The sequence below is a fragment of the Streptomyces sp. NPDC000348 genome (genome assembly GCF_042898795.1).
Lineage (GTDB): Bacteria > Actinomycetota > Actinomycetes > Streptomycetales > Streptomycetaceae > Streptomyces.
On sequence record NZ_JBIAZD010000006.1, the window covers coordinates 409,827 to 429,051 of the forward strand.

Annotated in this window: 24 protein-coding genes and 1 pseudogene; 8 read left to right on the forward strand and 17 right to left on the reverse strand. The window is 73.0% G+C overall.

What is annotated here, in order from left to right; all coding sequences use genetic code 11:
• Positions 1-151 precede the first annotated feature (151 nt).
• Complete coding sequence (locus tag ACFY3N_RS15445; protein ID WP_390817165.1) at positions 152-577, forward strand: CBS domain-containing protein; 426 nt, start codon at positions 152-154, stop codon at positions 575-577.
• Positions 578-598: 21 nt separating this feature from the next.
• Positions 599-1,144, forward strand: a complete 546-nt coding sequence (locus ACFY3N_RS15450) for a type 1 glutamine amidotransferase domain-containing protein (protein WP_390817166.1) — start codon at positions 599-601, stop codon at positions 1,142-1,144.
• 13 nt (positions 1,145-1,157) lie between these two features.
• On the opposite strand, the gene ACFY3N_RS15455 is transcribed toward ACFY3N_RS15450, so the two are convergent.
• Positions 1,158-1,445, reverse strand: coding sequence for a DUF6158 family protein (locus ACFY3N_RS15455; protein WP_390817167.1), 288 nt, complete (start codon positions 1,443-1,445; stop codon positions 1,158-1,160).
• 60 nt (positions 1,446-1,505) lie between these two features.
• Between ACFY3N_RS15455 and ACFY3N_RS15460 the strand changes: the two genes are divergently transcribed.
• On the forward strand, positions 1,506-2,618 hold the full coding sequence (locus ACFY3N_RS15460) for a Vms1/Ankzf1 family peptidyl-tRNA hydrolase (protein WP_390817168.1): 1,113 nt from the start codon (positions 1,506-1,508) through the stop codon (positions 2,616-2,618).
• Positions 2,619-2,632: 14 nt separating this feature from the next.
• On the opposite strand, the gene ACFY3N_RS15465 is transcribed toward ACFY3N_RS15460, so the two are convergent.
• Positions 2,633-4,252, reverse strand: a complete 1,620-nt coding sequence (locus ACFY3N_RS15465; protein ID WP_390817169.1) for an ABC-F family ATP-binding cassette domain-containing protein — start codon at positions 4,250-4,252, stop codon at positions 2,633-2,635.
• Between the two features lie 144 nt (positions 4,253-4,396).
• On the opposite strand from ACFY3N_RS15465, the gene ACFY3N_RS15470 reads away from it, so the two are divergent.
• Both ACFY3N_RS15470 and ACFY3N_RS15475 read left to right on the forward strand, forming a co-directional pair.
• Positions 4,397-5,218 (forward strand): methyltransferase domain-containing protein, encoded by an 822-nt coding sequence (locus ACFY3N_RS15470; protein WP_390817170.1) that lies wholly within the window; start codon positions 4,397-4,399, stop codon positions 5,216-5,218.
• 42 nt (positions 5,219-5,260) lie between these two features.
• A pseudogene (locus tag ACFY3N_RS15475) lies at positions 5,261-5,432 on the forward strand (hydrophobic protein).
• Between the two features lie 47 nt (positions 5,433-5,479).
• Here ACFY3N_RS15475 and ACFY3N_RS15480 read toward each other — a convergent pair.
• From ACFY3N_RS15480 to ACFY3N_RS15540, 13 genes are all read right to left on the reverse strand, one after another.
• A complete protein-coding gene (locus ACFY3N_RS15480) occupies positions 5,480-5,800 on the reverse strand; it encodes a gas vesicle protein K (RefSeq protein ID WP_390817171.1) in 321 nt (106 codons plus the stop codon).
• Positions 5,797-5,985 carry a gas vesicle protein gene (locus tag ACFY3N_RS15485; protein ID WP_030819115.1) on the reverse strand — a complete coding sequence of 63 codons (189 nt, stop codon included), beginning with the start codon at positions 5,983-5,985 and terminating at the stop codon, positions 5,797-5,799. Before ACFY3N_RS15485 ends, ACFY3N_RS15480 begins: the two co-directional genes overlap by 4 nt.
• On the reverse strand, positions 5,982-6,761 hold the full coding sequence (locus ACFY3N_RS15490; protein WP_390817172.1) for a GvpL/GvpF family gas vesicle protein: 780 nt from the start codon (positions 6,759-6,761) through the stop codon (positions 5,982-5,984). Before ACFY3N_RS15490 ends, ACFY3N_RS15485 begins: the two co-directional genes overlap by 4 nt.
• Positions 6,758-7,099: a gas vesicle protein gene (locus tag ACFY3N_RS15495; protein ID WP_217135918.1), complete on the reverse strand. Its 342-nt coding sequence runs from the start codon at positions 7,097-7,099 to the stop codon at positions 6,758-6,760. The genes ACFY3N_RS15490 and ACFY3N_RS15495 overlap by 4 nt, the downstream gene beginning before the upstream one ends.
• The gene (locus ACFY3N_RS15500) at positions 7,096-8,343 is read right to left on the reverse strand and encodes an SRPBCC family protein (RefSeq protein ID WP_390817173.1); all 1,248 of its coding nucleotides are present in this window, start codon (positions 8,341-8,343) and stop codon (positions 7,096-7,098) included. Before ACFY3N_RS15500 ends, ACFY3N_RS15495 begins: the two co-directional genes overlap by 4 nt.
• Complete coding sequence (locus ACFY3N_RS15505) at positions 8,340-8,933, reverse strand: DNA primase (RefSeq protein WP_390817174.1); 594 nt, start codon at positions 8,931-8,933, stop codon at positions 8,340-8,342. Before ACFY3N_RS15505 ends, ACFY3N_RS15500 begins: the two co-directional genes overlap by 4 nt.
• Positions 8,930-9,190, reverse strand: a complete 261-nt coding sequence (locus ACFY3N_RS15510) for a gas vesicle protein GvpG (RefSeq protein ID WP_390817175.1) — start codon at positions 9,188-9,190, stop codon at positions 8,930-8,932. The genes ACFY3N_RS15505 and ACFY3N_RS15510 overlap by 4 nt, the downstream gene beginning before the upstream one ends.
• A gap of 4 nt (positions 9,191-9,194) precedes the next feature.
• Positions 9,195-9,968, reverse strand: a complete 774-nt coding sequence (locus ACFY3N_RS15515) for a GvpL/GvpF family gas vesicle protein (RefSeq protein ID WP_390817176.1) — start codon at positions 9,966-9,968, stop codon at positions 9,195-9,197.
• Complete coding sequence (locus ACFY3N_RS15520; RefSeq protein ID WP_390817177.1) at positions 9,965-10,399, reverse strand: gas vesicle structural protein GvpA; 435 nt, start codon at positions 10,397-10,399, stop codon at positions 9,965-9,967. The genes ACFY3N_RS15515 and ACFY3N_RS15520 overlap by 4 nt, the downstream gene beginning before the upstream one ends.
• Positions 10,400-10,448: 49 nt before the next feature.
• On the reverse strand, positions 10,449-10,820 hold the full coding sequence (locus ACFY3N_RS15525) for a gas vesicle protein (RefSeq protein WP_390817178.1): 372 nt from the start codon (positions 10,818-10,820) through the stop codon (positions 10,449-10,451).
• Between the two features lie 111 nt (positions 10,821-10,931).
• Positions 10,932-11,858 (reverse strand): non-homologous end-joining DNA ligase, encoded by a 927-nt coding sequence (gene ligD / locus ACFY3N_RS15530; RefSeq protein WP_390817179.1) that lies wholly within the window; start codon positions 11,856-11,858, stop codon positions 10,932-10,934.
• Positions 11,855-13,702 (reverse strand): transketolase, encoded by a 1,848-nt coding sequence (locus ACFY3N_RS15535; RefSeq protein WP_390817180.1) that lies wholly within the window; start codon positions 13,700-13,702, stop codon positions 11,855-11,857. The genes ligD and ACFY3N_RS15535 overlap by 4 nt, the downstream gene beginning before the upstream one ends.
• Positions 13,699-15,372, reverse strand: coding sequence for an FAD-dependent oxidoreductase (locus tag ACFY3N_RS15540; RefSeq protein WP_390817181.1), 1,674 nt, complete (start codon positions 15,370-15,372; stop codon positions 13,699-13,701). The genes ACFY3N_RS15535 and ACFY3N_RS15540 overlap by 4 nt, the downstream gene beginning before the upstream one ends.
• A 144-nt stretch (positions 15,373-15,516) precedes the next feature.
• Here ACFY3N_RS15540 and ACFY3N_RS15545 point away from each other — a divergent pair, with 144 nt between their 5' ends.
• Positions 15,517-16,479 (forward strand): LLM class F420-dependent oxidoreductase, encoded by a 963-nt coding sequence (locus tag ACFY3N_RS15545; RefSeq protein ID WP_390817182.1) that lies wholly within the window; start codon positions 15,517-15,519, stop codon positions 16,477-16,479.
• 20 nt (positions 16,480-16,499) lie between these two features.
• The gene (locus tag ACFY3N_RS15550) at positions 16,500-17,591 is read left to right on the forward strand and encodes an enolase C-terminal domain-like protein (RefSeq protein ID WP_390817183.1); all 1,092 of its coding nucleotides are present in this window, start codon (positions 16,500-16,502) and stop codon (positions 17,589-17,591) included.
• A gap of 73 nt (positions 17,592-17,664) precedes the next feature.
• Here the strand turns inward: ACFY3N_RS15550 and ACFY3N_RS15555 are convergent, their stop codons facing one another.
• A complete protein-coding gene (locus ACFY3N_RS15555) occupies positions 17,665-18,099 on the reverse strand; it encodes a phage holin family protein (protein WP_390817184.1) in 435 nt (144 codons plus the stop codon).
• Positions 18,100-18,208: 109 nt separating this feature from the next.
• Here ACFY3N_RS15555 and ACFY3N_RS15560 point away from each other — a divergent pair, with 109 nt between their 5' ends.
• Positions 18,209-18,556: a VOC family protein gene (locus tag ACFY3N_RS15560; RefSeq protein ID WP_390817185.1), complete on the forward strand. Its 348-nt coding sequence runs from the start codon at positions 18,209-18,211 to the stop codon at positions 18,554-18,556.
• Between the two features lie 78 nt (positions 18,557-18,634).
• Here ACFY3N_RS15560 and ACFY3N_RS15565 read toward each other — a convergent pair whose 3' ends face one another.
• Positions 18,635-19,189, reverse strand: coding sequence for a GNAT family N-acetyltransferase (locus ACFY3N_RS15565; protein ID WP_390817186.1), 555 nt, complete (start codon positions 19,187-19,189; stop codon positions 18,635-18,637).
• Positions 19,190-19,225: the final 36 nt, after the last annotated feature.

Below are 19,225 nucleotides of genomic sequence, written 5' to 3' on the forward strand. Positions count from 1 at the left end.
GGGCCGCCCCGCCCCCCCTCCGCCCGCCTCCGGGGCGGGGGCGGGGGCCCCCCCGGCCCGGGGGCGGGGGCCCCGGGGGCCCCGGGGGCGGGGGGGGGGGGGGCCGCCCCGCGGCCCCCCGGCGGCCGGGACCGGAGGGAGGACCTCGGTCATGGCCGAGTTCGTCAAGGACGTGATGACCCCGGGCGTGGTCGCCGTGCGCCCGGACGCCTCGATCGTCGAGGCGGCGCAGCTGATGCGCACCCAGAACATCGGCGACGTGGTGGTGGCCGACGGACAGCGGGTCGTCGGCGTGCTCACCGACCGCGACATCACGGTCCGCGCCGTCGCACGGGGCGCGGATCCGCTCGGGGTGAGCGTGGGGTCGGTGTGCACGCCGGACCCGTTGACGCTCGCCCCGGACGACCCGGTGTCCTCGGCCGTCGCCCTGATGCGCGAGCACGCGATACGCCGGATACCGGTGGTCGAGGGCGGTCTGCCGGTCGGGCTGGTGAGTCTCGGCGATCTGGCCGAGGCGCGGGCGCCCGACTCGGCCCTGGCCGACATCAGCCGTGCGGAACCGGACGGGAAAAGCTGAACGAAGGGACGTAGAACCATCATGCGCATCGCATTCCTGACCGCGCCCGAGGGCGTCGAGCAGGTGGAGCTGACCGAACCGTGGCAGGCGGCGGTGGACGCCGGCCACGAACCCGTGCTCGTGTCGACGGGCCCGGGGAAGGTCCAGGCGTTCAACCACCTCGACAAGGCGGACACCTTCCCCGTGCAGGAGGTCGTCGGCGAGACGTCGGCGGACTCCTTCGGCGGGCTGGTGCTGCCGGGCGGGGTGGCCAACCCGGACTTCCTGCGCATGGACGACAAGGCCGTCGCGTTCGTGCGGGACTTCTTCGAACAGGGCCGGCCGGTCGCCGCGATCTGCCACGCCCCCTGGATCCTGGTCGAGGCCGACGTCGTCCGGGGCCGGGTGCTGACCAGCTGGCCCAGCCTGCGGACCGACCTGCGCAACGCCGGCGCCACCTGGGTCGACGAGCAGGTGAAGGTCTGCGACCACGGACCGAACAAGCTGGTCACCAGCCGCAAGCCGGACGACCTCAAGGCCTTCTGCGAGACCTACCTGGAGGTGTTCGGGGCGCGGACGGCCGCATAGGCCGTAAGGCCGGTCAGGTGCCCGGGGTCGTGGGTGTCGTGGTGTCCGCGGCGCCCCGCTCCCGGGCACCTTCGCGCGTGCGGCCCGCGGCCACCGGGCGGCGCGGGTTGCGGCGCAGGTACTCGCCCTCCAGCTGGGCCATCCGCTCGTTGTGGACCCGCAGCGCGTCGTTGGAGCCGTACAGCAGCGTGTCGTGGCGCGTGCGGTGGATGGTCTCCAGCTCCTTCATGAGCTGCTGGTCGTCCAGGCGGTCCGGCTCGACTCCGGTCATCGTGGCGCCCCGCTCGTCGTGTGCGTTCATGTGGTCCGGGTACCCGCCCGGCCGGCACAGGCACTACCCGAACGGCACCGGGAGGGAGCCATGGAACTCGCTTTCCTGTACCCACTCTACGAACGTCCCGGCCCTTGGGCCTCCGTCTACGTCGACACCTCCCGGCACACGGAGCACACCCCTCAGGAACGGCGGCTGACGGCCCGGGCGATGGCCGCGGAGCTGGCCGACCAGGGGGCGGACGAGGCGACCTGCCAGGCGGTGCGGCGCGCGCTGGAGGAGCTGGAGCACTCCGGTGAACCGCACGGCCGCGCTTTGTTCGCCCGGGGCGGCGAGGTGGTGCTCGACCCGCCGCTGGCCCGGTCCCCGCAGCGCGACTGGGCGCAGTGGGCGCCGCTGCCCAGGGTCGCGCCGCTGCTGGAGCTGGCCGGTGAGGACCCGGTGTGCATCGTCGCCTACGTCGACCGCAGGGGCGCGGACTTCGAACTGCGCAGCGCGCTCGGCCGGGACGACGCGGGCGGTGTCACCGGGCAGCAGTGGCCCCTGCACCGGACGGGCTCTCTCGACTGGTCGGAACGCCATTTCCAGCTGCGGGTGGAGAACACCTGGGAGCACAACGCCGCGGAGATCGCCGACGCGCTCGCCGTCTGCCACGAGGAGACCGGCGCCGACCTGCTGATCCTCGTCGGTGACGACCGTGAGCGGCGCTCCGTGCACGAACGGCTGCCGCAGCGGTTGCACGACGTGGTGACCGAGGCCTCGCACGGCGCGGGCAGCAGGCTGCTCGACGAGGACGTGGAGCGGATCCGCGCGGATCATGTCCGCGACCGGGCCGCGGCGGAGCTGGAGCGGTTCCTCGCCGCGCGCAGCCCCGACGACGAGGGCCGTGCGGGTGCCGTGGAGGGCGTGCCGGCGCTGGTCGAGGCCGCGCGCGAGCACCGGATCGAGGAGCTGCTGATCCGGCTGGACTCGGCCGACGCGCACCGTGAGGTGTGGATCGGTGAGGATCCGGACCAGCTGGCGGTGCGGCGCACGGACCTGAAGGTGCTCGGCGAGCAGAACTCCTGGTCGGCGCGGGCGGACGACGCGCTGATCCGGTCGGCGGTGGCGACGGACGCGCCCGCGCTCTCGGTGGCCGCGGCGCCGGGCGCGCGGGACGACGCGCCGGCCGGCGGACTGGGCGCGCTGCTGCGCTGGAAGTGACCCCCGGCCGCGTCCTAGCGCGCCCGTTCCACCCGGCGTTCGTCCCAGACCGGCTCGGGGGTCTCCCTGACGTGGCCGTCGCCGCCGAAGACCAGGAAGCGGTCGAAGGAGCGGGCGAACCAGCGGTCGTGGGTGACGGCGAGGACCGTGCCCTCGAAGCCCTCCAGGCCTTCCTGGAGGGCTTCGGCCGATTCCAGGTCGAGGTTGTCGGTGGGCTCGTCGAGGAGCAGGGCCGTGACGCCCTGGAGTTCCAGGAGCAGGATCTGGAAGCGGGCCTGCTGGCCGCCGGAGAGGCGGTCGAAGGTCTGCTCGGCCTGCTGGGTCAGTTCGTACCGGCGCAGGCGTGACATGGCGGCGCCCCGGTCCTGGGAGTGCTCGGCCCACAGGATGTCCAGGAGGGTGCGGCCCAGCAGTTCGGGGCGGGCGTGGGTCTGCGCGAAGTGTCCGGGCAGCACGCGCGCGCCGAGTTTCCAGTTCCCGGTGTGGGCCACGCCCTCGCCGGCGAGCAGGCGCAGGAAGTGGGACTTGCCGGAGCCGTTGGAGCCGAGCACGGCGACCCGTTCGCCGTAGAAGACCTCCAGGTCGAAGGGTTTCATCAGGCCGGTGAGCTCGAGCCGCTCGCAGGTGACGGCGCGCACCCCGGTACGGCCGCCCCTGAGGCGCATCCTGATGTCCTGCTCGCGCGGGGGCTCCGGCGGGGGTCCGGCCTCCTCGAACTTGCGCAGCCTGGTCTGGGCGGCGCGGTAGCGGGACGCCATGTCCGGGCTGTTCTCGGCGGCCTGGCGCAGCGTCAGGACCAGCTTCTTCAGCTGGGCGTGCTTCTCGTCCCAGCGGCGGCGCAGTTCCTCGAAGCGGGCGAAGCGCTCCCGCCGGGCCTGGTGGAAGGTGGCGAAGCCGCCGCCGTGCACCCATGCGTCGGCGCCCGCGGGGCCCGGTTCCAGGGAGACGACCTTCTGGGCGGCACGGGCGAGGAGTTCGCGGTCGTGGGAGACGAAGAGGACGGTCTTGCGGGTCTCGGCGAGCCGTTCCTCCAGCCAGCGCTTGCCGGGCACGTCGAGGTAGTTGTCCGGCTCGTCGAGCAGCAGCACCTCGTCGGTGCCGCGCAGCAGCGCCTCCAGCACCAGACGCTTCTGTTCGCCTCCGGAGAGGGTGCGGACCTCGCGCCACTGCGCCTTCTCGTAGGGCACGCCCAGCGCGGCGGTGGTGCAGATGTCCCACAGCGTCTCGGCCTCGTACCCGCGTGCCTCGGCCCAGTCCGCGAGGGCCTGCGCGTAGGCGAGCTGGGCGGCTTCGTCGTCGACCGCCATGATCGCGTGTTCGGCGGCGTCGACGGCGCGGGCGGCCTCGCGGATCCTGGGCTGCGCCACGGACACCAGCAGGTCGCGCACGGTCGTCGCGTCCCGTACGGAGCCGACGAACTGGCGCATGACGCCGAGGCCGCCGGTGACGGTGACGGAGCCGCCGTGCGGCTTCAGCTCGCCGGCGAGAAGGCGCAGCAGGGTGGTCTTGCCCGCGCCGTTGGGCCCGACGAGGGCCACCACGGCCCCCTCCCCCACCCGGAAGGACACATCGCCCAGCAGCGTCCTTCCGTCGGGGAGGTGGTGCTCGAGGTGCGCGGCTTCCAGATGACCCATGGTGGTGATTGTGCGGGGTCGTCGGCGCAGGTGGCAAAAGGTTTTCGACAGGGGCGTACCAGAATATGAAACGCTGGTCTCACCATGCGGCCGACGGGCGTAGCGTGAGTGCCCTCCTACGAAAGTAAAAGGGGTGGGTTCGTCATGCCGGAAGCGCGGGAGACCGCCGTCTACACACACGGCCACCACGAGTCGGTGCTGCGGTCGCACACCTGGCGGACCGCCGAGAACTCGGCGGCGTACCTCCTGGGGGCCCTCAGGCCCCACATGCGGATCCTGGACATCGGGTGCGGGCCCGGCACCATCACCGCCGACCTGGCGGAACGGGTGCCCGACGGGCACGTCACCGGACTCGACCGGGAGCCGGGGATCCTGGAGCGGGCCCGGGCGGTGGCCGGCGAGCGGGGGCTGACGAACACCGGCTTCACGGTGGGGGACGTGCACGCGCTGGACTTCCCGGACGACACGTTCTGCGTGGTCCACGCCCATCAGGTGCTCCAGCACGTGGGCGATCCGGTGCGGGCGTTGCGGGAGATGCGGCGGGTGACCAGACCGGGCGGGTTCGTCGCCGTCCGGGACTCCGACTACGCGGCGATGACCTGGTATCCCCCGTCACCGGGCATGGACGACTGGCTGGACCTCTACCGGCGGGTGGCCCGGGCCAACGGGGGCGAGCCGGACGCCGGGCGGCGGCTGAAGTCCTGGGCGCTCGCCGCGGGCTTCACGGACGTCACGGCGACCTCGGGCACCTGGACCTTCTCGACCGCCGAGGAGCGGGCCTGGTGGAGTGGCCTGTGGGCGGACCGCACGGTGGCGTCGGCCTATGCCGAGCGGGCCGTGGACGGCGGCCACGCCACCCGGCAGCAGTTGCGGGACGTGGCCGGGGCGTGGCGGGAATGGGGCGGCCGGGAGGACGGCTGGTTCGGTGTGCTGCACGGGGAGATCCTCTGCCGCAAGGAGGCCTGAACCGCGCTTTTCGGGCCATCAGGATGTCAGGAGATCGACATCATGGTTCCCGTTCTTCTCGTGCTGCTGCTGGTGCTGATCCTTTTCGGCGCCGGATTCGCGGTGAAGGTTCTCTGGTCGATCGCCCTGGCGGTCCTGGTCGTGTGGCTGCTGGGATTCTTCATGCGCGGCGCGTCGGCGGGCGGGAGCAGGGGGCCGCTGGTACCGGTGGTGAGGTGACGGGAGATCCCCGGGACCCGGTCCCGGGGACGTCGCCCGGGGTCAGTCCCGGGGAAGCAGCGGTCCGAGCGGCCCGAGGTCCAGGTTCAGGTCCTCGGGCCGCAGTCCGTAGCGGTTGCGCAGTTCCGCCATGCGGTCCTCGAGCAGCATGAGGGTGAGCCCGACCCGCTCCTCCTGCTCCTCGGTCAGGTCCCCCTCGTCGAACCGGCGCACCGCCTGCCGTTCCATGAGCTGGCGCAGCAGTTCCACGACGGTGAGCACCAGCTTGATCAGGTCGCGTTCGACCGTGTCCGGCTCCAGGTCCAGGCTCCTGCGCCGGCCGTCGTGCGGCTCGGCGTGCCGCTCGCCCGGCCCGGCCGTCACCGCGACTCCTCGAAGGGGGAGGGGACCCGCGCGTTCACGGAGCTGATGAGCGCGTTGAGGTCGATCCGGACCAGGTCGACGTCCGCGATGCGCAGCGTGATGTCGCCCTTGATGACGACCCCGCCGGCCAGGAGCCGGTCGAGCAGGTCCACCAGGGCTATTTCGCGGCGTTCGACGACGGTCACGGACCCTCCTTCTCGTCGATGTCCTCACCGGCGAACGAATAGGCCGCCCAGGGGCCGGTGAGTTCGACGCGTATTCCGGGCACGTCGTCCTTCGTCCGGTCCACCTTTTCCACGAATTCCTCGGATGTCACCCGGGGCACGAGGTAGGCGGCGTTGAGCACGTTGCGCCCGGAGGCGCCGGAGAGCGCGGGATTCTGCGGTGCGTGCAGCCTGGAGTCCTCGGCGGCCCCGGAAAGGGTCTCGTGCAGCCGGGTCGCGAAGGTCTCGGCCCGCTGCCACAGGTCGTCCTGCGATTTCGTCTGCATCCGCCGCTGTCGCAGGTAGTCCCGGCCGGACGTCGGTTTCGGCGCGGCCGCGGCGGGGGCCTGTGGCGCCCGGTCCGACTCGACGTACACCTTGACGCCCCACTCGACCCGGCCCTCCAGCCGGTCCAGGGTGCGCAGGAAGCTCTCCTCACGCGCCTCCATCATGGTCCGTACCCCGCTGTCGTCGCGGAACACGGTGCCGAGCCGCAGCGGCAGCGGGGTGGTGACGGTGGTGAGCGCGTCGATCACCCCCTGGTGGGCGCGGGCGACCCCGGTCAGCCAGTCGAGGTCCTCCAGGTGCGCGCGCAGCGGTTCCTCCGCGAAGTCCGCCTCGGGCACGTGGCTGACGACGGCCACCAGGCCGTGGTGGGACAGCAGCCGGGGCGGATCACCCCCGACTCCGGTCAGCTGTGCCTGGAGCGGCGTGCCGTAGGGACGGCAGACCGCGTAGACGTACCGCAGTCCGGTCACGGGCTCTCCTCCTGTGCGCGGCGGGGCTCCAGTCCCAGTTCCTCCAGCCGGGCCAGCCGTTCGCGCAGCTCCGCGTTCTCCCTGGCCAGTTCGTCGCGCCGGGCGCGCGAGGACAGCGCCGGGTCGGACTCCCACCAGTCGATCCCCATCTCCTTCGCCTTGTCGACGGAGGCGACGACGAGCCGCAGCTTGATGGTGAGGAGCTCGATGTCCAGCAGGTTGATGCGGATGTCACCCGCGATCACGACACCCTTGTCGAGCACCCTTTCCAGGATGTCGGCGAGATTGGCGCCGCTGCCCTGGCCGTACGGCTCGGGCAGGCGGCTGGGGGTCGTCATCGGCGGCTCCGGCTCTCAGACCGCTCGTCCTCGGGCTCGGCCTCGGCCTCGGCCTCGTCCTCGTACTCGTCCTCCGGGTACTCGTCCTCCTCGTAGGCGTCCTCGGACTCCTCGGCCTCTTCGCCCTCGGGCTCCTCCTCGTCCTCGGGCTCGTACTCCTCCTCGGACTCCTCGGCCTCCGGCTCGTACTCCTCCTCGGGTTCCGTGCCGGCTTCGTCCTCGTACTCGCCCTCGGACTCCTCGTCGTACTCGTCCGAAGGGGCCTCGTCGTCCTCCTCGGTCCCCTCTTCGGGCTCCTCCTCGGTCCCCTCTTCGGGTTCCTCCTCGTTCTCCTCCTCGGAGGTGCCCTCCTGCTCCTCCTCGGCGAGGGCGTCCTCGTGGCTGCGCACCACCTCGCCGTCGCGGATCTCGCCCCGCCAGCTGTCCTCGGCCTCGCCCTTGAGGGTGATGAAGCGGGCGAAGTTCTTCAGGTCCAGCCGGGCACGGCGGCCCTGGGCACGCCAGATGTTGCCCGTCTTCTCGAAGAACCCCGAGGGGTAGTACTCGATGACCAGCAGGACCCGGGTGAGGCTGTCGGCGAGGCGGTGGAAGGAGACGACGCCCCGCGTCGTGCCCTTGGCGCCCTCCGAGGACCAGGCGATGCGGTCGTCGGGGACCTGCTCGGTGGTCTTCGCCTTCCAGCTGCGGTTGGACCACCAGATCTTCGCCTGCCAGTCCGACGTGGTGTCGTCGGCCTTGCTGGCGCTCTTGACGCCCTTGGCGAAGGTGCTGAAGTCCTGGTACTGCGTCCACTGGTCGTAGGCGGTGCGCAGCGGGACCCCGACGTCGATGTACTCCATGATGACGGTGGGCTTGTTGCCCGACGAGCGCTTGCGCTTGCCCTTGCCGCCGCCCAGTCCCTTGAGCTTGCCCATCACGCTGTCCTTGGCCCGCGAGGCGCCGAGCTCGACGGCGGTGCGCAGGGGGCTCTTGCCCTCGGCGATCTTCCGGCCGCCCTCGAGGGCGAGCTTGGCGAAGCCCGGGCTCTTGCCCTCGGCGATGTCGTTGAGCTTGTTCGTGGTCTCGCCGAGCTTGTGGCCGAGGCCGGTCAGCATCCGGGTGGCCTGGGCCGCGAGGTAGTCCTGCAGCTCCGCCTTGAGCCGGTCGGCGGCCTCGCTGTGGGCCACGTCGGCGAGCGGGTTCTTCCCGGCCCCGCTCACGCCGTCCCGTGCGGCGGAGCCGGCCCGTCCGAGGGTCTCGGTCATCCCTCACCGCCTCCCTTCGTGGTGCGGGAGCGGGCCCCGCGGGCCGCGGCGGCGGTCTTCTTCGCGGCCGTCTTCTTCGCGGGCGCCGTCTTCTTCGCCGCCGCCTTCTTCACGGGGGCGGCCTTCTTGCCCGGCGCCTTCCTGCCCGGCGCCTTCCTGGCAGCCTCCTTCCCGGCCGGCCGCTCGGAGGACGGCTCGTCCTCGTCCGGCGGCTCCCGGTCCTCCGCCTCCGCGTCCTCGGCGTGTTCCGCCCCGGCGTCGTCCTTCGCACCGCCGCCCGCCAGCCGGTCCCGCATTCCGGCGGTACGGCCGTGCAGCCGGTCGGCGAGGGAGTCGAGCTGCCGCTCGACCAGCGCGCCGGAGGCGGCCTTGCCGACGCCGCGCATGTCACCGCGCAGCTGGTCGCCGAGTTCCTTGAACTGGGGATTGTTCCGCAGCTGCTGCGACACCAGGTCCGTGACCATGCGCGGGCTGAGGTTCAGCTTCTTGCCCGCCACCATGCCTCCGACGGCAAGCGCCATCTTCAGCTTCTTGGTCCGTCCGAGGAGGTATCCGGCCCCGATCGCGAGGCCCAGTCCCGTTCGATTCACTGTCCTGCCGTCCCATCCCCCGCGCCGGTGCGCGTTGCGGTCTCCAGCCGGTCGAGGAGTTCGTCCTCCTGCCGGTCGAACTCCTCCTCGCTGATCTCTCCGGCTTCCAGCTGCTCCTCCAGCCGGGCCAGTTCGGCGCGTATCGTGGCGGGGTCGTAGTAGATGCGTTCCGCTTCCTTCACCACCTGCCTGATGGCCCAGCCGCTGCCGCGTACCGGAGCGAACGGCAGCAGCAGCACCTCCGAGATCAGGCCCATGTCGTCACCCCGCTCCGGTGTCCGCTCCACCGGCCGCGGTGCCCGCCGGCTCGGCCGGGCCGGGCTCGACGAAGCTGTAGGGCGGCAGCGGACCGTTCAGGCGCACCTCGAGGTGGGGCATGTCCTTGCGGACCCGCTCCACCGCGGCCAGGAAGTCCTCCGCCGTCTCCCGCTTCACCAGGTAGGAGACGTTGGCGAGCCAGCCCGTGGACTCGGGGCCCACGCTCACGGCGTCGGCCGCCCTTTCCAGCGCCTGCTCCAGCGCCGTGCCGTCCTCGGACTCCTTGGCCTTGACCGCCGCGGCCACCATCTCGCCGAGCCGGATCTTGTCCTCGTAACTGCCGCCGCCGGACTGCCGGTTGGCCTCCGCGAGGGCGCGGATCTCCGGGTTTCCGGCCATCACGTGGTGCAGTACGGCTTCTTCCACGTGGTTGGCCTTGACGTTGTACTCGACCCGGTCGTCCAGGGCGTGCAGCCGCTCCAGGTAGTGTTCGGCGCGCTCGGCGAGCACACCGGTGACGGAGCCGTCGTCCGGGGCGACGCTCCCGAAGCGCATGGGCAGCACGCAGCCGGCCGCACCGATCTCGCTGAGCACGTTCTGGTGGGCGAGCAGCTCCCTGCGCTTGGGCCGCAGCCCCTCGGGCGCGTCGCTGACCACGGCCGCCAGCTCGCCCTCCCGCAGGATGCGCACCGGGTTCGGCGGGTCACCGACGCCACCCATGCCCTCGGGCAGTGACGGGTGCGACGCCGCCGTGATGCCGTAGACGTAGGTGCTCACTCCTGCTCCTCCTTCCGGCGGGCGGCAGTGCTCTTGCGGGCCCGCGGACGCGACTCGGTCTCACGCTCGGATCCGCCCTCACGCGCCTGCTTGAAGGCGTCGGAGATGGTCTCCGCGGCACCGGACAGCGCCCCCTTGGACTTGCCGCGGGCGCCGGACTCGGTGACCTCCCCGACGATCTCGGGCAGACCCGGGCTCTTGCGGGGCCCGGCCTCCAGGTCGAGGCGGTTGCACGCCTCGGCGAAGCGGAGATAGGTGTCGACGCTGGCGACCACGACCCGGACGTCGATCTTGAGGATCTCGATTCCGACCAGGGACACGCGCACGAAGGCGTCGATGACGAGCCCCCTGTCCAGAACGAGCTCGAGCACGTCGTAGAGGCCGCTGCTGCCGCCTCCACCACCGGTCTGCTGTGCCGGTACGACTGTCATTCCGACTGTCCCTCCTTGCTGTCTGTGGGTGTGGGTCCGGCCGGGCGGCCTAGTGGCCGCCGGACCTGCGCGCGTCGGCCCGTCCGCGCTCGTAGCGGCGGACGCGCCGGTACCCGGTGAGCTGACCGTCGGGATCCAGCTCGACCTGGTAACTCGCCATCAGGCTCATCGTGTCGGGCACCCGCTCGAGTTCGAGGACCTCGACCTCCAGCGCCCAGCCCTCCTCCGTCTGCTCGAAGGACGACACGGACTCGGCTTCCATCCCGGTGAGCTCCGCGAGCTGGCCGCGCGCCTGGCGCAGCACCTCCATCGGGCTCGGCCGCTTGGTGCTTCTGTTGTTGCTCGTCGAGTCGCGGGTTTCCTGTGAGTCCTGGTTTTCCTGTGAACCTTGTGACTCTTCGGTGTTCTTCGTGTTCGTCATGGCCACCTCCTCCTCCGTGTGGCCGCAGGCGTGTTCGCCAAACCTCCATGCCCTCGGTCGATCTCCACGGCCGGGCATCGCGCCCGGTGGGAGGGGTGCCGGCGCCGTTCCTCAGTCCCGCAGGGCGGCCAGCCGGCGGCGGGCGGGACCCAGGGCCCGTCCCCGGCGCGGCAGGTCCGACCACGGGTCGGTGCGCACCTGCTCGACGGCGTCGGCGACGGTCCAGCGGCGGGCGTGCAGGCCCGGATCGTCCAGCTGGTCCCAGGAGACGGGTGTGGCGACGGGGGCCCCGGGCAGGGCCCGGACGGTGCAGGGGGCGACCGCGGTCTGCGCGTAGGCGTTGCGCTGCACGTCGAGGTAGAGCCGGTCGCCGCGGTCCTTCTTGCGGGCGGCGGTGGTGAGCCGGTCGGGGTGGGCGGCGGCGAGGGTGTCGGCGACCTCTCGGGCGAAGGCGCGCACGTCGTCGAAGGCGTGGTCGCCGGAGAGCGGCACGATCACGTGCAGGCCCCGGGAGCCGGTGGTCATGAGCGCCGAGGGCAGGTCCAGCTCGTCCAGCAGCTCCCCCAGCAGCCGCGCCGCCTCCCGTACCGTCCCGAAGTCGTCGCCGGAGGGGTCGAGGTCGAAGACCAGCCGGTCCGGCCGGTCGATCCGGTCGGCGCGGGACAGCCAGCGGTGCAGGGTGATGCCGGCCTGGTCGACGAGGTAGAGGAGGGTGGCGGTGTCGTCGCACACGGTGTGCGTGACGGTGCCGCCCTCCTTGGCGACCTCGGCCCGGGTGATCCAGTCCGGGTAGCCGTCCGGGGTGTTCTTCTGCATGAACGCCGGGCCGTCGATGCCGTCCGGGCGCCGGTCCAGCATCAGCGGGCGGCCCCTCAGGTGCGGCAGCATGAACGGGGCGACGGCCCGGTGGTAGTCGACGAGGTCGCCCTTGGTGTACTCCCCGGTGTCCCCGCCGCCGGGGAAGAGCACCTTCCCCGGCCGGTGGATCTCCACCCGGCGACGGCCCGCCCGTACGGTGCGCGCGCCGTCGTCGCTCACGACACGATCGCCTCCCCCACCAGCAGCCGGCCGGCCGCCGCGATCGACTCGGCGTCGATCCCGGCGGTGCGCAGCTGCTCGTCCGGGGAGGCCGAACCCGGCATGTCGCGCACGGCCAGCCGCACCAGGCGCGGTACGGGGCTCCCGTCGGCGAAGGCCTCCGCGACCGCGTCCCCGAGGCCGCCCTCCGGGTGGTGGTCCTCCACCGTCATCAGGCAGCCGGTCTCCTCGGCGGCCGTGCGCAGCGTCTCCCGGTCGACCGGCTTCACCGAGTACAGGTCGATCACCCGCACGGCGATGCCCTCGTCCTCCAGGGCCTCCGCGGCGGCCAGTGCCTCGGACACGGTGACGCCCGCCGCGACGAGGGTGAGCCGGTCGTGGCCGGAGGAGCGCAGCACCTTGCTGCCGCCGACGGGGAACTCCTCGTCGGGGCCGTAGATCACCGGGCTCGCACCGCGCGAGGTGCGCAGGTAGCGGATGCCGTCGAGGTCGGCCGTCGCGGCGACCAGCCGCGCGGTCTGGTTGGCGTCGCACGGGTACAGCACGGTCGAGCCGTGCACCGCCCGCATCATCGCCAGGTCCTCCAGGCCCATCTGGCTGGGACCGTCCTGGCCGATGGCGACGCCCGCGTGCGAGCCGACGAGGTTGATCCCGGAGCCGCTGACCGACGCCATGCGGATGAAGTCGTGGGCGCGGGTGAGGAAGGCCGCGAAGGTGACGGCGTACGGGGTCCAGCCGCGCGCCGCGACGCCGACCGCCGTGGCGACCATCTGCTGCTCGGCGATGTAGCACTCGAAGTAGCGCTCGGGGTGTTCCTTGGCGAACGCCTCCGCGCGGGTGGAGTCGCCGACCTCCCCGTCGAGGGTGACGACGTCGCCGCGCGCGGCGCCGAGGGCGGTCAGCGCCTCGCCGAAGGCGTTCCGGGTGGCCACCTCCTCGCCCTTGTCCCAGCGGGGCAGTTCGGGCCGGCCGGTGTGCCGGGCGGGCGGTGCCCCCTCGGCGGGCGGCCGCTCCACCCGGATGCGCAGGTCGCGGGGGCCGCCGAGTTCGGCGATCGCCTCCTCGGCCTCGGGCAGCGGCTTGCCGTGCAGGCCCTCGCGGTCCTGGACCGCCTCGACGCCCTTGCCCTTGAGAGTGCGGGCGAGGATCGCGGTGGGCTGGCCCCTGGTGGACAGGGCCTCACCGTAGGCGCGGTCGACGGCGTCCACGTCGTGGCCGTCCACTTCGACGGTGTGCCAGCCGAAGGCCTGGAAGCGGCGGGCGTAGGCGTCGAGGTCGTGGCCGTGCCGGGTGGGGCCGCGCTGGCCGAGCCGGTTGACGTCCACGATCGCCGTGAGGTTGTCCAGGTGCTCGTGGGCGGCGTGCTCGGCGGCCTCCCAGACCGAGCCCTCGGCCAGTTCGCTGTCGCCGCACAGCACCCACACGCGGTGGTCGGCGTGGTCCAGCCGCTTCCCGGCCAGCGCAATGCCGACGCCGACGGGGAGGCCCTGGCCGAGGGAGCCGGTGGCCGTCTCGACCCAGGGCAGCCGACGGGGGGTGGGGTGCCCTTCGAGGCGGCTGCCGCTCTTGCGGAAGGTGAGCAGTTCCTCGTCGTCGATGGCGCCGGCCGCCTTGTAGACGGCGTACATCAGGGGCGAGGCGTGGCCCTTGGAGAGGACGAAGCGGTCGTTGCCCGGGTGGTCGGGGCGCTCGAAGTCGTAGCGGAAGTGGCGGGCGAACAGCACGGCCGTCAGGTCGGCCGCGGACATCGAGGACGTGGGGTGCCCGGAGCCCGCGGCGGCCGCGGCGCGGACACTGTCCACCCGCAACTGCTGTCCGAGCTCGACGAGTTCACCGGTGTTCATGAGTCTCCTTCGGTGGGGCGGTCGGTGCGTTTGACGGGGCCGGGCGCGACGTCGGGACCGGGCGGCGGCTGATCGGGGGGCGGGGCGACGGCGGGCCCGCCCTTCGCGGGCTCACCACCGGGCCGGCCCTTCGCGGGCTCACCACCGGGCTGGTTCCTGGCCGGTTCACCGCCGGGCTGGCCCTTCGCCGGTTCACCACCGGGCCGGCCCTTCGCCGGTTCGCCACCGGGCTGGTTCTTCGCGGGCTCACCGCCGGGCCGGCCCTTCGCCGGCTCGGCACCCGGCCGGTCCTCGGCGGACCCTCCACCGGCCCGGTTCCCCGCCGGGGGCTGTGTCCCGTCCCCGGAGGACTGTCCCCGCCCCTGCTTGCCCGGCACCCGCGCCAGCTCCGGCGACGACGTGTCCAGCGGCACCGACCAGGACCGTACGAGCCCCAACTGGACCGCCTGGCGCGGCAGTACGGCGTCGAGGAGCCAGTCGGCGGCCACCCGGACCCGGTTTCCCGGCATCGCCGCGAGGTGGTAGCCGCGGGTGACCGCCCCCGCCGCCACCCCGGACAGGTTCACGCCGAGCGGGTTGGCGGCGGCCTTGACGCCACCCAGGTCCACCACGAACCCCATGTCCTTGTGCCGGTAGGCGCGCCGCTCGCCGTCACCGAACGACGCGGCGACGTTGTGCGCGCACACCTTGCCCTGCCGCCAGGCGTGCTGCGCGGTCATCGGGGTGTACGAGCCGGGCTTCTCCAGATCGGGCACCGCGGCGGCGTCCCCGCAGGCGAACACCTCGGGCCGGCCCGGCACCCGCAGGTACGGGTCGACGAGCAGCCGACCGCGCTCCATGGGCAGCCCGAGGGACTCGGCGAGCGGGTCGGGGCGTACGCCCACGCACCACACCAGGGTGCGGGTGTCGACGAACTCCCCGTCGGTCAGCAGCACTCCCTCGTGCGTGGCCTCCTTCACGGAGGTGCCCATCCGCACGTCCACGCCCCGTTCCCGCAGCACGGTGTCGGCCGTGCGGGAGAGCCGTTCGTCCAGCTCGGGCAGGACCCGGTCGGCGATGTCCAGCAGCATCCAGCGCGGCCGCATCCCGGTCCGCATCGGGTGCCTGGCGACCTGCGAGTCGGTGAACAGCTGCCCGTGCGCGGCGACTTCCGTGCCGGTGTAGCCGGCGCCGACCACGACGAACGTGCAGCGGGCGGCGCACCGCTTGGGGTCGTCGGTGGCGGCGGCGAGCTCCACCTGCCGGGTCACGTGGTCACGCAGGTACAGCGCCTCGGGCAGGCCGCGGAAGCCGTGGGCGTGCTCGGCGACACCGGGGATCGGCAGCAGCTTGTTGACGCTGCCGGCCGCGAGGACCAGCCGGTCGTACTCGAGGGTGCCGCCCTCGCCCTCCGGCCCGGTGTAGTGGACCTGCCGCGCGTCGAGGTCGATCCGGTCGGACTCCCCCAGCACCAGCTTCACGTGCGGCAGCGTGCCGGAGAGGGAGACGGTGGCCCGGCGCGGTTCCAGGACGCCGGCGGCGACCTGGGGCAGCAGGGGGAGGTACAGGAAGTAGTCGGTGGGATTGAGCAGGACGATCTCGGCGCGCCCACGGGCCAGCCGGGAAAGGGTCCGGGCCGTGCGGTATCCGGCGAAGCCGGCACCGACGATCACTGTGCGGGGTCGACTCACGATTCGCCTCCGGCGCTGTCGCGGACGTCGGGAGACTTCCGCGTCCCCCCGGCCGGGGGCCGCCAAACGTCCGGCCGGTTTCCGCCCGGCCCCCCGGGTACCCGGACCGGGACCCGAACCGCCCACGTCGCGGAGGCACCCCCCATGCCCGAGTACGGTTACTTCCTCTCGTGCGAGCAGTACGGTCCCGCCGAGCTGATCGAGCAGGCGCGGATGGCCGAGCAGGCCGGATTCCAGGCCCTGTGGATCTCGGACCACTACCACCCGTGGAACGACGAACAGGGACAGAGCCCCTTCGTGTGGTCGGTGATCGGCGCACTGTCGGAGGCGGTGTCGCTGCCGGTGGGGACGGCGGTGACCTGTCCGACCGTGCGGACGCACCCGGCGGTGGTGGCGCAGGCGGCGGCCACGGCCGCGGTGATGTCACCGGGGGAGTTCCGGCTGGGCGTGGGCACGGGCGAGGCGCTGAACGAGCACATCCTCGGGGGCGCCTGGCCGCCCGCGCACGTACGGCTGGAGATGCTGGAGGAGTCGATCCAGGTGATGCGCCGGCTGTTCACCGGCGAGGAGGTCAACCACCACGGCACGCACTACACGGTGGAGAACGCCCGCCTGTACACCCTGCCGGACGCGCCCATACCGATCGACATCTCGGGCTTCGGCCCGGCGGCGACCAAGCTCGCCGCCCGGGTCGGCGACGGCTACATCACGATGATGCCGGACGCCTCGATGGTGGAGCAGTACCGCAAGGGCGGGGGCGGCGGGAAGCCGGTCAGCGGCGGCACCAAGGTCTGCTACGGCACCGACCGCGACGCGTGCGTGCGCACCGTGCACCGGCTCTGGGCGAACGAGCAGCTGCCCGGCGAACTGGGTCAGGTGCTGCCGTCGCCGAAGCACTTCGAGCAGGCGCAGACCCTGGTCACCGAGGACATGGTGCGGGAGAACCGGGTGTGCGGCGACGACGTGGACGAGCACGTCGCCGAGCTGCGGCAGTTCGCCGAGGCGGGTTTCGACCGGATCTACGTCAACCAGATCGGCCCCGACCTGCGCGGCTTCTTCGACTTCTACCGCACCAAGGTGCTGCCGCAGCTCCAGCAGGCCGGCTGAGCCGGGCGGAGGACGGGACCATGGAACTGCACCGGCCCGGTGTCTCCGTCTACACCGTGCCGACCGACGTCCCGGAGGCGGACGGCACGCCGGCCCGGGACTCCACGACGGTGGTGATCGCCGAGGTGCCGGCGGGCGGCGCGACCGGCACCGGGTGGACCTACGGTCCGCCGGCGGTCGGCGGCTTCCTGGACGCACACCTCGCACCGCTCGTGGAGGGCATGAGCGCGCTGGACGTCCCGGCCGTGCACGACGCGATGTGCCGCTCGGTCCGCGACGCCGGCCGGCCGGGCATCGCGGCCTGCGCGATCTCGGCGCTGGACATCGCGCTGTGGGACCTCAAGGCGCGGCTGCTGGAGCTTCCGCTGGTGCGGCTGCTGGGGGCGTGCCGGGAGCGGGTGCCGGTGTACGGCAGCGGCGGCTTCACGCGGTACCACGACACGCACATGGCGGCACAGCTCAACGGGTGGGTGCACGGGCAGCACATCCCGCGCGTGAAGATCATGATCGGGGAGGGTTGGGGCCGGGAGGTGCCCCGTGACCTGCACCGGGTGCGGGCCGCCCGGCACGTCGTCGGCGAGCGCGCCGAGCTCTACGTCGACGCCCACGGGGCGTACAACCGCAAGCAGGCGGTGCGGGTCGGTCACGCCCTCGCCGAGCAGGGGGTGGGCTGGTTCGAGGAGCCGGTCTCCTCGGACGACCTGACCGGGCTGCGGCTGGTGCGGGACGCCGTGGTGAGCGACGTGACCGCCGGGGAGCACGGGTTCGACCTGCCGTACTTCGCCCGGATGATCACGGCCGGGGCGGTGGACTGCCTCCAGGTGGACGCGACACGCTGCGGCGGGCTCACCGAGTTCCTGCGCGCGGCGGCGCTGGCCCAGGCCCACGGTCTGGAGGTGTCGGGGCACCGCGCCCCGCACGCCCACGCGGCGGTGGCGGCGGCCGTCCCGAACCTGCGGCACCTGGAGTGGTTCCACGACCACGTCCGGATCGAGGACATGCTCTTCGACGGTGCCCTGGACCCCACGGGCGGCACGATCGCTCCCACCGCGGGCCCCGGTCACGGTCTGACGCTGCGGACGGAGGACGTCGCGGAGTACAGGGTGGGCTGACCGTCCGGCGCACGGACACACCTCGCCGGCCCCCGGCCCGGCACCCCACGGGGCGCCGGCTCCCGTCGGCCGTTCAGGCGCGGTGGTGGGGTGTGTCGGGGTCGGAGTCCGGTCGTGGCGGTACGACGCCGGCGGTGGGCGGTGCGGGCGGAACCGGCGGGACGGGGGCCGACCGGCCGCCGGGCGCGGCGGCCCGCGCGGGAACGGCCCCGGACGCCGTGGGCCGGGCCGCGCCGCGCAGGGCGAGGGCCAGCGCGCCCAGGATCACGGCCGTGACCAGTGCGGCGGCCCAGCCCGGCAGGGCCAGGGCGAGCGCGAGGCCCACGGCCAGTGACACGGCCGCGCCCGCGTACAGGGCGGCGGCACCGGATCCGGCGTACAGGGCGGCCCTGCGGCGCTGTCCCCGCATCTGTTCGCGCAGTTCGTCGCGCACGGTTTCACGGATCACCCGTGCCAGCTCTTCGGCCAGGTGCCCGTCCGGACGCTCCACGTGCTCCAAGCGCTGCATGGGCTCCGGATACCCGTACCGGGGGGCGCGTAACGCCCGCGGGCACGGGGGGCGGAGATCGCCCGCGCCGGGCCCCTGGCCGGAGCCGTCCCCAACTAGGCTCGTCCCCATGGAGATTCTGGGTTCCACACTGCGTGTCTGCGTCGACGACATCGAGACCGCCATCCCCTTCTACGAGCGGCTGGCGGGCGGCAGGGCCCTCCGGTTCGAGCGGGGCGGCGTCCAGGTCGCCGCGGTCGGCTGCTTCCTGCTGATGAGCGGTCCCCCGGCCGAACTGGACGTGCTGCGCAGGGTCGCCGCGACCCTCGCGGTCAAGGACGTCGAGGAGACCCGCCGGGTGCTCGCGGAGATGGGCGCCGACATCCTCGCGGGCCCGCTGCCCACACCCGTGGGCCGCAACCTCATCGCCCGGCACCCGGACGGGGCGGTCTACGAGTACGCGGACCGCCACTCCTGACGCCCCGGTCGCGGCGCGGGCCTCCGCGCCGCGACCGGCGACCGCGCGCACGGTGGCGCCGCGCCTCGGCCCCGGGCGTCAACGACCCGCCGTCATCTCGCTGGTGATCGCCCAGCGTTGGTGGTCGCGCCAGGCACCGTCGATGAAGAGCATCTTCGGCGAGAAGCCCTCCAGGCGGAACCCGCAGGCGCGGGCGAGGCCGATGGAGGCGGCGTTGCCGGGCTGGACGTTGATCTCCAGACGGTGCAGCCGCATCGGGCCGAAGGCGTACCGCACCACGAGGTCCAGGCCCTCGTGCATCAGCCCGCGCCCGGCCGCGTGCGCGAAGGCGCCGTAGCCCAGCGCACCGCACAGGAAGCCGCCCTCGACGATGTTGTGGATGTTGATGAACCCGGCGAGGGCGCCGTCCGCCTCCTTCTCGCAGACCAGGAACCCCGCCTTGGCGGGATCCGTGATCAGCCGCTCCGCGTACGCGGCGTACGCGTCCTGGCTGTCCGGCGGGAACAGCCAGGGGTGGTGGAGGTCCTTGCTCTCCCGGGCGCGGGCGGTGAATTCGGCGCCGTCCGCGAGAGTGAAGTGACGGAGCCCCACGCGGCGGCCTTCGGCGAGGTAGCGGGAAGCGGTGTGCGGCACCCCGCCACCCTACGACGGGCCCGCGCGCGATGCGGG

Excerpts from the sequence above, each read along its gene's own strand:
- ACFY3N_RS15445 (WP_390817165.1), top strand. The coding sequence starts at position 152 with ATGGCCGAGTTCGTCAAGGACGTGATGACCCCGGGCGTGGTCGCCGTG.
- ACFY3N_RS15450 (WP_390817166.1), top strand. The coding sequence starts at position 599 with ATGCGCATCGCATTCCTGACCGCGCCCGAGGGCGTCGAGCAGGTGGAG.
- ACFY3N_RS15455 (WP_390817167.1), bottom strand. The coding sequence starts at position 1,445 with ATGAACGCACACGACGAGCGGGGCGCCACGATGACCGGAGTCGAGCCG.
- ACFY3N_RS15460 (WP_390817168.1), top strand. The coding sequence starts at position 1,506 with ATGGAACTCGCTTTCCTGTACCCACTCTACGAACGTCCCGGCCCTTGG.
- ACFY3N_RS15465 (WP_390817169.1), bottom strand. The coding sequence starts at position 4,252 with ATGGGTCATCTGGAAGCCGCGCACCTCGAGCACCACCTCCCCGACGGA.
- ACFY3N_RS15470 (WP_390817170.1), top strand. The coding sequence starts at position 4,397 with ATGCCGGAAGCGCGGGAGACCGCCGTCTACACACACGGCCACCACGAG.
- ACFY3N_RS15495 (WP_217135918.1), bottom strand. The coding sequence starts at position 7,099 with ATGACGACCCCCAGCCGCCTGCCCGAGCCGTACGGCCAGGGCAGCGGC.
- ACFY3N_RS15500 (WP_390817173.1), bottom strand. The coding sequence starts at position 8,343 with ATGACCGAGACCCTCGGACGGGCCGGCTCCGCCGCACGGGACGGCGTG.
- ACFY3N_RS15510 (WP_390817175.1), bottom strand. The coding sequence starts at position 9,190 with ATGGGCCTGATCTCGGAGGTGCTGCTGCTGCCGTTCGCTCCGGTACGC.
- ACFY3N_RS15520 (WP_390817177.1), bottom strand. The coding sequence starts at position 10,399 with ATGACAGTCGTACCGGCACAGCAGACCGGTGGTGGAGGCGGCAGCAGC.
- ACFY3N_RS15525 (WP_390817178.1), bottom strand. The coding sequence starts at position 10,820 with ATGACGAACACGAAGAACACCGAAGAGTCACAAGGTTCACAGGAAAAC.
- ACFY3N_RS15535 (WP_390817180.1), bottom strand. The coding sequence starts at position 13,702 with ATGAACACCGGTGAACTCGTCGAGCTCGGACAGCAGTTGCGGGTGGAC.
- ACFY3N_RS15545 (WP_390817182.1), top strand. The coding sequence starts at position 15,517 with ATGCCCGAGTACGGTTACTTCCTCTCGTGCGAGCAGTACGGTCCCGCC.
- ACFY3N_RS15550 (WP_390817183.1), top strand. The coding sequence starts at position 16,500 with ATGGAACTGCACCGGCCCGGTGTCTCCGTCTACACCGTGCCGACCGAC.
- ACFY3N_RS15555 (WP_390817184.1), bottom strand. The coding sequence starts at position 18,099 with ATGCAGCGCTTGGAGCACGTGGAGCGTCCGGACGGGCACCTGGCCGAA.
- ACFY3N_RS15560 (WP_390817185.1), top strand. The coding sequence starts at position 18,209 with ATGGAGATTCTGGGTTCCACACTGCGTGTCTGCGTCGACGACATCGAG.